We start from the raw sequence: 13422 nt of genomic DNA, 5'->3' as shown, positions 1-13422 counted from the left end.
CATGCCGGCGAGCTTCCTGTTCTACGACCTCGAGACGTTCGGGGCCGACCCGCGCACGACGCGCATCGCCCAGTTCGCGGCGATCCGCACCGACGCCGAGCTCAACGAGATCGACGCGCCGATCGACTTCTTCGTGCGCCCGGCCGACGACCTGCTGCCGTCGCCGGTGGCGACGCTGATCACCGGCATCGCCCCGCAGGACGCCCTGCGCGACGGCGTCAACGAGGCGCAGGCCTTCGCCCGCATCGTCGAGGAGATGGCGCGGCCGGAAACCTGCACGCTCGGCTACAACTCGCTGCGCTTCGACGACGAGTTCGTCCGCCACGGGCTGTTCCGCAACTTCTTCGACCCGTACGAGCGCGAGTGGCGCGGCGGCAACAGCCGCTGGGACCTGCTCGACGTGATGCGCACCGCACACGCGCTGCGCCCCGACGGTCTGGTGTGGCCGACCCGCGAGGACGGCGCGCCGTCGTTCAAGCTCGAGCACCTGGCCGAGGCCAACGGCGTGCGCGACGGCATGGCCCACGAGGCGCTCAGCGACGTGCGCGCGCTGATCGGCATCGCCCGGCTCCTGCGCCGCGCCCAGCCGCGGCTGTGGGACTACCTGCTGAAGCTGCGCGACAAGCGCTTCGCCGCCAGCCTGCTCGACGTGGTCGCGATGACGCCGGTGCTGCACGTGTCGCAGCGCTTTCCGGCCAGCCGCCTGTGCGCGGCGCCGGTGGTGCCGCTCGCGCGCCACCCGCGCATCGACAACCGCGTGGTCGTGTTCGACCTCGGCCAGGACCCGGAACCCTTGCTGCGGCTGTCGCCGGACGAGATCGCCGACCGCCTGTACACGCCCGCCGCCGACCTGCCCGAGGGCGAGGTCCGCATCGCGCTGAAGGAGGTCCACCTCAACCGCGCGCCGGCGCTGGTCGCGTGGGACCACCTGCGCGACGCTGACCTGGAACGGCTGCGGATCGACCCGGCCGAGGTGCTCGCACGCGCGGCGACGCTGCGCGCGGCCGGACCCGCACTGGCCGAGAAGGTGCGCCGGGTGTTCGACGCCGACAAGGCGCGCACTCCGTCGGACGTCGATGCATCCCTGTACGACGGCTTCATCGGCGACGGGGACAAGCGCCTGTTCGCCGACGTGCGCACCACGCCGCCGGCGGCGCTCGGCGCGCGCGCATTCTCGTTCCGCGACCCCCGGCTGGCCGAACTGCTGTTCCGCTACCGCGCGCGCAACTGGCCGGACACGCTCGACGCCGACGAGCGCGCGCGCTGGGATGCGTACCGCCGCCGGCGCCTGCACGACGAGTCGGGCCTGTCCGAGCTGAGCTTCGCGCGGTTCCACGCCGAGATCGCCGACCTGCGCCTGCGCCATGCCGGCGACGGCGGCAAGCTCGCCCTGCTCGATCGCCTCGAGGCCTGGGGCCGCGACATCGACGCCAGCCTGACCTGAGCCCTCCCCGATGCCCGCCTACTTTTCCGACGCCAGTTTCAAGTTCCTGCGCAGCCTCGCCCGCCACAACGAGCGCGAGTGGTTCCACGCGCACAAGGCCGAGTACGACGCGAACGTGCGGGGGCCGTTCCTGCGCCTGATCGGCGACCTGCAGCCGGCGCTCGCCGCGGTCAGCCCGCATTACCGCGCCGACCCGAAGGGCGTCGGCGGCTCGCTGTTCCGCATCCAGCGCGACACGCGCTTTTCCGGCGACAAGCGCCCGTACAAGGAATGGCAGGGCGCGCGGCTGTTCCACGAGCGCCACAAGCAGGTCGAAGCGCCGTCGTACTACCTGCACCTGCAGCCGGGCAACTGCTTCATCGGCAGCGGCCTCTGGCACCCGCAGCCCGAGGCGCTGCGGCGCATCCGCCATTTCATCGTCGACAACCCCGGCAGCTGGCAGGCGGCCGCGCACGACAAGGCGTTCCGCCGCCGCTACGACCTCGACGACAGCGAAATGCTGGTGCGCGCGCCGCGCGGCTTTCCGGCCGATTTCGCATTCGCCGAGGACCTGCGCCGCAAGAACTTCGTCGCGCTGCGCGCGATCGACGACGCAACGATGACCGGCCCGCGCCTGCTCAAGGTGATCGAGGGCGATCTGGCCGGACTGGCCCGCTTCACCGACTACCTGTGCGCCGCGCTTGATCTCGAGTTCTGAGCGGGACGGCTGACGCGTGACGACAAACGAATTCCGCCGCTACGCGCTGTTCTACCTGGGCTACTACGGCGCACTGGGCGCCTACACGCCGTACGTGAGCCGCTGGGTCGACGCGCTCGGCCACGGCGGCTACGTGGTCGGCGCCGTGCTGGCGCTGTGGTACGGCGGCCGCATCCTCGCCCCGCCGGTGTGGTCGCGGCTGACGGCCGCAAGCGCGACGCCGGGGCGCTGGCTGGTCGGCGGCTGCCTGCTGGCGCTGGCCGGCTTCGCCACGCTCGCCGGCGCGCCGCCGCTGGCGTGGATGCTCGGCGCGATGCTGTGGTTCGCGCTGTTCTTCAACGCGGTGATGCCGCAATTCGAGGCGATGACGCTGTCGACGCTGGGCGCGAACAACCACGCCTACGGCAGCATCCGCGTGTGGGGCTCTATCGGCTTCCTGATCGTGGCCGGCACCTATGGCTGGCTGCTCGACCGCTTCGGCGACGGCATGTTCGTGTGGCTCACGCTGCCGTGGCTGGCGCTGACCGTCATCGCCGCATGGCTGCACCGCCGCGACGCGCCGCTGCCCCAGGCCGATGCCGGGCCGCGCGAGCCGCTGTGGCGACGGCTCGGCACCAAGCGGCTGCTCGGCACCGTGATGCTGATGCAGGTGGGCTTCGGGCCGTTCTACGTGTTCTACACCCTGCACCTGCGGGCCAACGGCCACGACGGCACCGGGGTCGGCGCGCTGTGGGCGCTCGGCGTGCTGTGCGAGATCGCGATGTTCTGGCAGGCGCCGAAGCTGGTGCAGCGCTTCGGCGCGCACCGGATGCTGACCGCGTGCATGGTCGTCACCGTCGCACGCTGGCTGATGGTCGCCACGCTCGCCGACTCGTTCGCGTGGATGGCGCTGGCGCAGGCGACGCACGCGTTCGGTTTCGCCGCCTTCCATGCCGGCGTGATGCGCCGCATGGCCGAGCTGTTCCCCGAGCGCCGGCACATGGTCGGCGCGCAGGGACTGCTGTACGGCATCGGTGGCGGCGTTGGCGGCGTGCTCGGCGCGCTGGTGTCGTCGGTCGCATGGCAGCACGGTGGTGGCGGCATGGCCTTCGCGCTGGGGGCGCTCGCGGCGCTGTGCGCGCTGGCGCTGCATGCCGGCGTCGCGCGGCTGCACCGCGCGGCGGCGCACCAGGCCTGACCGACCGAACGAACGGGGCCCGCCGGTTCAGCGCGGCCCGCGGTCGTAGCCGCGGCGGCCCGATATGCTTGGCCGTCCACCCATCCGCGCGGAAAGCCCCGATGAAGAAGCTGGTCGTCGCCCTCGTCCTGCTGGTCGTGCTCGCCCTCGCCGCGGTCGCGGCCGGGCCGTTCGTCGCCGTGCGCGGCATCCGCAACGCAGTCGAGGCGCAGGACACCGCCGCGCTCGCCCGTCACGTCGACTTCCCGACCCTTCGGGCGAACCTCAAGGCGCAGGTCGAGGACCAGATCGCCCGGCGCGCCGGTCCCGATGCGCAGGCCAACCTGTTCGGCGCGCTGGCGCTGCGGCTGGCCGGCAGCGTCACCGGCGGCATCGTCGACGCGATGGTGACGCCGGCCGGCATCGGCGCGCTGATCGAGGGCCGCGGTCTGTGGCACCGCGCCAGCGGCAGCGGCGTGACGACCGAGGACGCCTACGCGCACCGCAGCCCCGACGACGTGCTCAGGGACGCGCGCTACGGCTTCGAGTCGACGTCGCGCTTCACCGCCACCGTGCCGAGCGCGGACGGCCCGCCGCTGGTGTTCGTGCTGACCCGCGATGGCCTGACCTGGCGGCTGACCGACATCCGCCTGCCGCTCGGCGCCGCGGACGCCGCGCTGCCCGCCGGCTGATTCCCCACGACGTTCCGGCATTGCCGGCGCGGCGCGCTAGCCGTTGGCGACGCCGTGCGGCACGTGCCCGGCGGCGACGTGGTCCCGCGCCGACGCGATGTTGTGCGGGGAGTCGTCGAAGAAGACGTCCGCGCCGAACGCCTCCAGAAACGGGCCCTTCGCGCGCCCGCCGAGGAACAGCGCCTCGTCGAGCCGGATGCCCCACTCGCGCAGCGTGCGGATCACCCGCTCGTGCGCCGGCACCGATCGCGCGGTGACCAGCGCGGTGCGGATCGGCGCGTCGATGCCCGTCGGGAACGCGGCCTGCAGCCGGTGCAGCGCGTCGAGGAACCCGCGGAACGGCCCGCCGGACAGCGGCTCGCCGGCATGCGCGCGCTCGTGCGCGGCGAACGCCGCCAGCCCGCCCTCGCGCGAGACCCGCTCGCCCTCGTCCCCGAAGATCACCGCGTCGCCGTCGAAGGCGATGCGCAGCTGGTCGTGACGGTGCTGCGGCGCGCGCGCCGGCAGCAGCGTCGCCGCGGCCACGCCGGCGGCCAGCGCGTTGCGCACGTCCTCGGCGTGGGTGGACAGGAACAGGTCGGCGCCGAACGGCCGGATGTACGGGAACGGCGGCGCGCCGTTGCTGAAGGCCGCGCGCTTGATCGACAGGCCGTGGTGGGCGATCGAGTTGAAGATGCGCAGGCCGGTGTCGGCCGAGTTGCGCGAGATCAGGATCACCTCGACCCGCGGCGCTTCGGGCGGCGCGCCCTCGTTCAGCGCCAGCAGCTTGCGCACCAGCGGGAACGCGATGCCCGGTTCGAGCACGTCGTCCTCGTGCTGGCGCTGGAAGTCGGCGTAGGCGTCGATGCCGTCGCCCTCGAACAGCGCGTGGCTGGCCTCGAGGTCGAACAGGGTGCGCGAGGAAATCGCGACGATCAGCGGGTTGGCATCACGGTCGGGCATGCGCGTATTGTGCCGCGCCCGCGTCGCAGCCGGCGAGACCGGCCGTCAGCCGCTGATGAACTGCTCGGCGAGCATCCGCTCTTCGAGGTTGTGCTCGGGGTCGAACAGCAGCGTCACGGTGCGGTCGTGCGACTCGCGGATCATCACCTCGACGACGTCGCGGACCTCGTGCGAATCCGCCGTGGCGCTGACCGGGCGCTTGTACGGGTCGAGCACGCGGAAGCGCACTTCGGTGTCCGCCTTCAGCACCGCCCCGCGCCAGCGCCGCGGGCGGAACGCAGCGATCGGCGTCAGCGCGATCACGTTTGCGCCCAGCGGCAGGATCGGCCCGTGCGCGGAGAAGTTGTACGCCGTGCTGCCGGCCGGCGTGGCGACCAGCACGCCGTCGCAGATCAGCTCGTCCAGCCGGGTCTGGCCGTTGAGGTCGATGCTCAGGTGCGCGGCCTGCCGCGTCTGCCTCAGCAGCGACACCTCGTTGTAGGCCAGCGAGCCGACGGTCGCGCCCGATTCGGTCATCGCGACCATCTCCAGCGGCCGCAGCACGGCCGGCTCGGCCGCGTGCAGGCGCTCGACCAGGTCCTCGCTGCGCTGCTGGTTCATCAGGAAGCCGACGGTGCCGAGCTTCATGCCGTAGACCGGTTTGCCGAGCGAGCCGTGCCGGTGCAGCGTCTGGAGCATGAAGCCGTCGCCGCCCAGCGCGACGAGGACGTCCGCCTCGTCGGGCGCGCGCTCGCCGTGGCGCGCGGTCAGCTCCGCGAGCGCGCGCTGGGCCTCGTCTGCGTGGCTGGCGAGGAAGGCGATGCGGGGCGTCGTCGCGGACATCGGCGGCTCCAGTGCGATGGCGAGAGCATAGCGCGGGGTCGCGTCGGCGACGGATGACGCGGCCGCGACCGCCATCCCGCACGTCGCGGTACCGGCGGCAGGCCCAGCCGGTGCCGCACGGGCACCGGCGGGACGCCGTCGACTAGCCGCGCGACGCCAGCTGCGACAGGCGCTGCACTGCGACCGACGCGGTCGGGTAGTCCAGCGACTTCTGCGAGGCCAGCTCGTTGAGCATCGCCAAGGTGAACCGCAGCGAGTTGTCGTCGCGGCCCAGCCACAGGGCGACCTTGGCGTCGGCATCCTTGCCCGGCATCGTCAGCGCCTGGCCGACCAGCGCCCGCTGCTGGGTCGCCAGCTCCTCGCGCAGCACGCCGCGCGCCACCGCGTGCCAGCGGCCGTCGACCGCCAGCGCGTCGATCTGCTGCTGCAGCCACGGAAGGCGCAGGGCCTCGCCGAGGCGGAAGTGCGTCTTCGCGACCTCGACCGGCTTGAGCTTGCGCTCGCGGGCCAGCTCGATGATGTCCGGGCACGCTTCCATGTACGGCAGCGCGGCCAGCTGCGCGCCCAGTGCGGCCGGGACGCCCTTGGCCTTCCACGCCGCGAGGCTCGCCTCGTACTCGGGACGCTGCCCGGGGCCGAGGATGCCCTGCCCGGCACGGATCTCCTTGAAGCCGTCGTGGTAGCGCTCGACCGCCGAGGTGATGTTCGGGATCGCGCCCGGCCGCGACAGCAGCCAGCGGGTGAACCGGCGCTGCAGCTCCCAGATCACCTGCAGCGCGTCGATCTGCACCGCCTCCGGCACCTGGCCGTCGAGCGCGTCGATCTGCGTCCACAGCGCACGCGCGTCGAGCGTCTCGCGGGTGATGTTGAAGGCCTTGGCGACCTCGGCCGCGCTGCGCCCGCTGTCCTCCTGCATGCGCAGGGTGAACGTCGCGCCCATCCGGTTGACCATCTGGTTGGTGACCGCCGTCGCGATGATCTCGCGCTTGAGCCGGTGGTCCTCCATCGCCTTGGCGTACTTGCCCTGCAGCGGCTGCGGGAAGTAGCGCACCAGCTCCTTCGACAGGTACGGGTCCTCCGGCACGTCCGAATTGAGCAGCTCCGGGAACAGCACCAGCTTGCTGTACGACAGCAGCACCGAGAGCTCCGGGCGGGTGAGCCCGAGCCCGCGCGCCTTGCGCTCGGACAGCTCGGCGTCGCTCGGCAGGAACTCGATCTGGCGGTCGAGCAGCCCTTGCGCCTCGAGCGTGCTGATGAAGTGGCGCTTGGAACCCATGCGCGGCACGCTCATCCGCTCCATCAGGCTGATCGCCTGGTTCTGGCGGTAGTTGTCGTGCAGCACCAGCCCGGCGACCTCGTCGGTCATCGACGCCAGCAGCGCGTTGCGCGCCTCGAGCGTGAGCTTCTTCTTCTGCACCTGCGCGTTGAGCAGGATCTTGATGTTGACCTCGTGGTCCGAGGTGTCCACGCCGGCGGAGTTGTCGATGAAGTCGGTGTTGAGCAGCACGCCGTGCTGCGCCGCCTCGATGCGGCCGCGCTGGGTCAGGCCCAGGTTCCCGCCCTCGCCGACCATGCGGCAGCGCAGGTCGCGGCCGTCGACGCGCAGGGCGTTGTTGGCGCGGTCGCCGGCGTCGGCGTGCGACTCGGTGCTGGCCTTGACGTAGGTCCCGATGCCGCCGTTCCACAGCAGGTCGACCGGCGCCTTGAGGATCGCGCTGAGCAGCTCGGTCGGGCTCATCGCCGTCACGGCCGGGTCGATGCCGAGCGCGGCGCGGACCTCGGCCGACACCGGGATCGACTTGGCCGAGCGCGGGAACACGCCGCCGCCCTTGCTGATCAGCTTCGGGTTGTAGTCCTCCCACGACGAGCGCGGCAGCTTGAACATGCGCTCGCGTTCCTTGAACGACGCAGCGGCGTCAGGATTCGGGTCGAGGAATACGTGGCGGTGGTCGAACGCGGCCACGAGGCGGATGTGCTTCGACAACAGCATGCCGTTGCCGAACACGTCGCCCGACATGTCGCCGATGCCGACGACGGTGAAGTCCTGCGTCTGGCAGTCGCGGCCCATCGCGCGGAAGTGGCGCTTGACCGACTCCCACGCGCCGCGCGCGGTGATGCCCATGCCCTTGTGGTCGTAGCCGACCGAACCGCCGGACGCGAACGCGTCGTCGAGCCAGAAGCCGTGCGCGCGGGCGATGCCGTTGGCGATGTCGGAGAACGTCGCCGTGCCCTTGTCGGCCGCGACCACCAGGTACGGGTCGTCGCCGTCGTGGCGGACCACGTTCGCCGGCGGCAGGATGCGGCCGTCGATCGACAGGTTGTCGGTGATGTCGAGCAGGCCGTTGATGAAGCGCTTGTAGCAGGCCACGCCCTCGTTGAACCACGCGTCGCGGTCGACGGCCGGGTTCGGCAGCTGCTTGCAGAAGAAGCCGCCCTTCGAACCCACCGGCACGATGACCGTGTTCTTGACCATTTGCGCCTTGACCAGGCCGAGCACTTCCGTGCGGAAGTCCTCGCGGCGATCGGACCAGCGCAGCCCGCCACGCGCGACCGGGCCGAAGCGCAGGTGCACGCCCTCCACGCGCGGCCCGTAGACGAAGATCTCGCGGTACGGGCGCGGCTTCGGCAGGTCCGGCACCTTCGCCGGATCGAGCTTGAAGCTGACGTAGTCGGACGGGCCGCCGTCGGCGCGCAGGCCGTCCTTGTACTGGATGTAGTAGCTGGTGCGCAGCGTGGCTTCGATCACGCCCATGAAGCTGCGCAGGATGCGGTCCTCGTCGAGGCTCGACACGCGGTCCAGCATCGCCTTGATCGCCGTGCGGGTCGCGTCGAACTGCGCCTCGCGCTTGCCGGCGCGGGCCTCGAGCACCGGCTCCACCGCCGCGAGCACCGCGGCGTCGCCGCCAGCGAGCGCGACGACCTGCGCGCGGAAACGCTCGGCGCCGGCCTTGATCTCGGCCTTGGACTCCTTGCCGGTGCTCGGGTCGAAGCGCGCCTCGAACAGCTCGACCATCAGCCGCGCCAGCAGCGGGTAGCGGGCGAAGGTCTCCTCGACGTAGCTCTGCGAGAACGGCACGCCGATCTGCAGCAGGTACTTGCAGTAGGCGCGCAGCACCGCGACCTGGCGCCACGACAGGTTGGCGCCGAGGATCAGGCGGTTGAAGCCGTCGTTCTCGGCTTCGCCGCGCCAGATGTGCGCGAAGGCCTCCTCGAAGTTCTCGTCGAGCCGGTCGATGTCCAGGTCGCGCTTGGCCGTCTCGACCTCGAAGTCCTGGATGTAGGCCGTGCGGTCACCGAACTGGATGCGGTACGGGTGCTCGGAGATCACCCGCAGGCCCATGTTCTCCATCATCGGCAGTGCGTCCGACAGCGGGATGTCGTCGTTGAGCCGGTAGAACTTGAAGTGCAGCAGCCCGTCGCGGCCGCGGTACAGGCTCAGGCGCAGGTCGTCCGGGCCGGTCAGCGCGTCGAGGTACTCGACGTCGGTCGCGGCCACGTCGGCCGACACGTTCTCGATGTAGCCCGCCGGCAGCGCGCGCCCGACCGAACCGGCGAGCGCCAGGCCGCGCTCCTCGCCGTTGCGCGCGACCAGCCGCTCGCGCAGGTCGTCGCCCCAGTTGCGCACGATGGTCGACAGCTCGGCGTCGATCGCGGCGCTGTCGACCTCGACGGTCTCGCCGGACTTCGGGCGGACGATCAGGTGCAGCTGCGCCAGCGGCGACTCGCCCAGCATCACCGACGAATCGACCTGGTCGCTGTGCAGCACGCGCTTGAGCATCGCCTCGATGCGCAGGCGCATGTCGGTGTTGAAGCGCTCGCGCGGCACGTACACGAGGATCGAGAAGAAGCGGCCGTAGCGGTCGCGGCGCAGGAACAGCTTGCTGCGCACGCGCTCCTGAAGGCCGAGGATGCCCGACGCGGTGTGCGCGAGCTCCTGCTCGGTCGACTGGAACAGCTCGTCGCGCGGCAGGCTCTCGAGGATGTGCCGCAGCGCCTTGCCGCTGTGGCTGTCCGGTGCCAGCCCGGACTGCGCCATCACGTACTCGTGGCGCTGGCGCACCAGCGGGATGTCCCACGGGCGGCGGTTGTAGGCGCTGGACGTGTACAGGCCGAGGAAGCGCTCCTCGCGAACCGGCTTGCCCTTGTCGTCGAAGCTCAGCACGCCGATGTAGTCCATGTAGCCGGGGCGGTGCACGGTCGAGCGGGCGTTGGTCTTGGTCAGGATCAGCGCGTCGACCGCGCCGGACTGCGGCATGTAGTGCGCGGCGAGCGACGTCAGCAGGCGCGGCTTGCCGACCTCCTTGCCGCGCAGCAGGCCCTGCCCGCTGCCCTTGACCGCCGACAGCACGTCCTTGCCGTCCTTCTTGACGACCTCGTACTCGCGGTAGCCGAGGAACGTGAAATGGTTGTCCGCGGCCCAGCGCAGGAACGCCTGCGCCTCGCGGCGGCCTTCGTCGCCGACCGGCAGCTTGCGCGCGCCGATGTCCTCGGCGACCTCGAGCATCTTGGCCCGCATCGAGGCCCAGTCCGTGACCGACGCGCGCACGTCGGCGAGCACCGCCTCGACCGCCTGCTTGACCGCCGGCATCGACTCCGGCGCCTGCCGGTCGATCTCCAGGTGCATCAGCGATTCCGCCTCGCCCTCGCCGACGGCGGCGAGCTTGCCGGCCTTGTCGCGCTGCACGCGCACGACGGGGTGGCCGAGCACGTGCACGCCGATGCCCATCTCGGCCAGCGCCATCGTCACCGAGTCGACCAGAAACGGCATGTCGTCGTTGGCGATCTGCAGCACCGTGTGCGCCGACTCCCAGCCGTGGCCCTTCAGCGCCGGGTTGAACAGGCGCACCAGCGGCGCGCCCGGCTTGCGCTGCCGCGCGAAATCGAGGAAGTCCGCCGCCAGCGCGGCCCAGCCTTCGGCGCTGTGCTGCGGCAGCTCGTCGCCGGACATGCGCTTGTAGAACGCGCGCACGAACGCCTCGCCCTCGGCGTGGCGCGCCTTCGGCAGCCGGCTGCGGATCGCCGCGAGGATCGGCGTCAGCGACACGGAGTCGCGCGCGGCCTCGGCCGACGCAGCGGTGGACGGCGCGCGTTGGCTCGCGACGGCTTTCTTGGCGGGGGCCTTCTTGGCAGTACTCATGGGTACGGAGTTTCCAATGCAATGAGGCCCGCGCTTTCGCGCAGGCCGGTCAGGTGGAATCAGCGGGAGGATGGTGCGGGAACGTGCCGGTCACGGCGGCGTTTGCGCGCCGCATGGTCGGGGAACAGGGATTGCGGGGCCGGTTCGACGCCGTCGGCCACGCGCCGGCGCCGGCCGCGCGGGCCGGTCGCCGTGGTGACTGCGCAGGTGCCGACGGAACGGCCCATGGCGGCTCAGCGCAGGCCGGTCTCGTTGCGGGCGATCACCAGGCGCTGGATCTCGCTGGTGCCCTCGTAGATCTCGGTGATCTTGGCGTCGCGGAAATACCGCTCCAGCGGCATCTCCTTCGAGTAGCCCATGCCGCCGTGGATCTGCAGGGCCTGGTGGGTGATGTACATCGCCGCTTCCGACGCGGTGAGCTTGGCGACCGAGGCCTCGGTGCTGAAGCGTCCGCCGATCTTCTCGGCCTGCTCCTTCGCCCATGCGGCGCGCAGGGTCAGCAGCTCGGCGGCGTCGAGGCGGCACTTCATGTCGGCGATCTTGGCCTGGATCATCTGGAACGAGCCGATCGGCTGGCCGAAGCTCTTGCGCTCCTTCACGTACGCGACCGATGCCTTGTAGGCGGCCTTGGCCAGGCCCACGGCCTGCGAGGCGATGCCGATGCGGCCGGCGTCGAGCACGCCCATCGCGATCTTGAAGCCCTCGCCGTCCTGGCCGACGACCTCGTCCGGCGTGGCCACGTAATCCTGGAACTCGATCTCGCACGTCGCCGACGCGCGGATGCCGAGCTTGGGCTCGGTCTTGCCGCGGTGGAAGCCCGGCTTGGCAGTGTCGACCATGAACGCGGTGATCCCCTTCGCGCCCTTGGACGGGTCGGTGATCGCGAACAGGATGATGTACTTGGCGACCGGCCCGGACGTGATCCAGCTCTTCTTGCCGTTGATCACGTAGCTGCCGTCAGCCTGTTTCACGGCCTTGCAGCGCATCGCGGTGGCGTCCGAGCCGGACTGCGGCTCGGTCAGCGCGAACGCGCCGATCTCCCGGCCCTCGGCGATCGCGCGCACGTACAGCTGCTTCTGCGCCTCGGTGCCGAACTTCAGGATGCCGTTGCAGAACAGCGAGTTGTTGACCGACACGATCGTCGAATGCGCGCAGTCGGCCTCGGCGATCTCGATCATCGCCAGGACGTAGCTGATCGGGTCCATGCCGGCGCCGCCGTACTCGGCAGGCACCTCGATGCCCATCAGGCCGTTCTCGCCGAGGGTCCGGATGTTGTCGAGCGGGAACTCACCGGTGCGGTCGTGGTGCTCGGCGCTCGGCGCGATCTTCTCCTGCGCGATGCGGCGGGCCACGTCCTGGATCATCAACTGCTCTTCGGTGAAGCCAAAATCCACGTCGGCACCTCGTCTACGAATGGTTTCGTCCCGCCCGCCATTGTACCGGCGCGCGTCGGATAACCCCACCCTCGAAGGCGACGCACAGGCTTGCAGCGCTTGACCCCCTGCCCATCGCGGATCAAACTTATCTCTATATCGCGATACGCAGATAAAGCAGGCAGGCAATGGATCTAGAAGGCTGGTCGCTCCGACTGAAGGTGTTCGCCGATGCCACGCGCGTGCGCCTGCTGGCGCTGCTCGAGCGCGAGGAACTCACCGTCGCCGAACTCTCGGCGATCACCCGCCTCGCCCAGCCGCGGGTCTCGACGCACCTGGCCAAGCTCAAGGAGGCGGGGCTGGTGCGCGATCGCCGCTCGGGCGTGTCGGCGTACTACCGTTTCGACGACGCGGCGCTCGACGCCGCCCAGCGCGCGCTGTGGGCGACGCTGCGCGAGGGCAGCGACGACCCGCTGCTGCGCCAGGACGCCGAACGCGTTGCAGGCGTGCTCGCCTCGCGCGCGTCCGAACAGAACTGGGCCGACAGCGTCGCCGGCGACATGGAGCGGCACTACTCCCCCGGGCGCACGTGGGAGGCCTTGGCGCGTTCGGCGATCCCGCTGATGCAGCCCGGCGACGTGCTCGACATCGCTTCGGGCGACGGCGTGCTCGCTGAGCTGATGGCGCCGCATGCGCACCGCTATGTGTGCCTGGACTCCAGTACCAAGGTCGTACTAGCCGCCTCCGAGCGCCTGCGCCGCCTGCAGAACGTCGAGGTGCGCGAGGGCGACATGCACGCGCTGCCGTTCGCCGACGGCACCTTCGACCTGGTCGTGCTGATGCACGCGCTGACCTACGCCGATCACCCGGCGGTCGCGGTGGCCGAGGCCGCCCGCGTGCTGCGTCCGGGCGGCCGCCTGCTGCTGACCAGCCTCGCGCGCCACGAGCACCGGGCCGTCGTCGAGGCCTACGGCCACGTCAACCTCGGCTTCAGCGACAAGGACCTGCAGAAGTTCGCGCTGAAGGCGGGCCTGGAGATCGTCAGCACCAGCACCGTGACCCGCGAGCGCCGTCCGCCGCACTTCGAGGCCCTGGCGCTGATCGCGCGCCGGCCCGCCGCCCTGTCCGCTTCCCGCAAGTCCTCCAGGCACTGAACCAC

Annotated in this window: 9 protein-coding genes; 5 read left to right on the top strand and 4 right to left on the bottom strand. The window is 71.1% G+C overall.

Annotated features, from left to right (window positions below; all coding sequences use genetic code 11):
- Window position 1 precedes the first annotated feature (1 nt).
- The 4 genes from sbcB to D3A60_RS07745 all read left to right on the top strand — a co-directional run bounded on the left by sbcB (window position 2) and on the right by D3A60_RS07745 (window position 3989).
- On the top strand, window positions 2–1444 hold the full coding sequence (gene sbcB, locus D3A60_RS07760) for an exodeoxyribonuclease I (protein WP_119718127.1): 1443 nt from the start codon (window positions 2–4) through the stop codon (window positions 1442–1444).
- A gap of 10 nt (window positions 1445–1454) precedes the next feature.
- Complete coding sequence (locus D3A60_RS07755; protein WP_119718126.1) at window positions 1455–2141, top strand: DUF2461 domain-containing protein; 687 nt, start codon at window positions 1455–1457, stop codon at window positions 2139–2141.
- 16 nt (window positions 2142–2157) lie between these two features.
- On the top strand, window positions 2158–3318 hold the full coding sequence (locus D3A60_RS07750) for an MFS transporter (RefSeq protein WP_119718125.1): 1161 nt from the start codon (window positions 2158–2160) through the stop codon (window positions 3316–3318).
- A gap of 101 nt (window positions 3319–3419) precedes the next feature.
- On the top strand, window positions 3420–3989 hold the full coding sequence (locus D3A60_RS07745) for a DUF2939 domain-containing protein (RefSeq protein ID WP_119718124.1): 570 nt from the start codon (window positions 3420–3422) through the stop codon (window positions 3987–3989).
- Window positions 3990–4025: 36 nt separating this feature from the next.
- Here the strand turns inward: D3A60_RS07745 and D3A60_RS07740 are convergent, their stop codons facing one another.
- The 4 genes from D3A60_RS07740 to D3A60_RS07725 form a co-directional block, all read right to left on the bottom strand.
- The gene (locus D3A60_RS07740; protein WP_119718123.1) at window positions 4026–4931 is read right to left on the bottom strand and encodes a 5'-nucleotidase; all 906 of its coding nucleotides are present in this window, start codon (window positions 4929–4931) and stop codon (window positions 4026–4028) included.
- A 45-nt stretch (window positions 4932–4976) separates the two neighbouring features.
- On the bottom strand, window positions 4977–5753 hold the full coding sequence (locus D3A60_RS07735; RefSeq protein WP_119719030.1) for an NAD kinase: 777 nt from the start codon (window positions 5751–5753) through the stop codon (window positions 4977–4979).
- A 142-nt stretch (window positions 5754–5895) separates the two neighbouring features.
- Window positions 5896–10890, bottom strand: coding sequence for an NAD-glutamate dehydrogenase (locus D3A60_RS07730; RefSeq protein ID WP_119718122.1), 4995 nt, complete (start codon window positions 10888–10890; stop codon window positions 5896–5898).
- Window positions 10891–11123: 233 nt separating this feature from the next.
- Window positions 11124–12305 (bottom strand): acyl-CoA dehydrogenase family protein, encoded by a 1182-nt coding sequence (locus D3A60_RS07725; RefSeq protein ID WP_331250544.1) that lies wholly within the window; start codon window positions 12303–12305, stop codon window positions 11124–11126.
- Window positions 12306–12451: 146 nt separating this feature from the next.
- On the opposite strand from D3A60_RS07725, the gene D3A60_RS07720 reads away from it, so the two are divergent.
- Entirely contained in the window at window positions 12452–13417 is a 966-nt protein-coding gene (locus tag D3A60_RS07720; RefSeq protein WP_119718120.1) for an ArsR/SmtB family transcription factor, read from the top strand.
- Window positions 13418–13422 lie beyond the last annotated feature (5 nt).

This window comes from Cognatilysobacter tabacisoli, assembly GCF_003586305.1.
Taxonomy (GTDB): Bacteria; Pseudomonadota; Gammaproteobacteria; order Xanthomonadales; family Xanthomonadaceae; genus Cognatilysobacter_A; species Cognatilysobacter_A tabacisoli.
The sequence above is the reverse complement of the archived record's forward strand: the minus strand, read 5'-3'. Positions and strand labels throughout refer to the sequence as shown.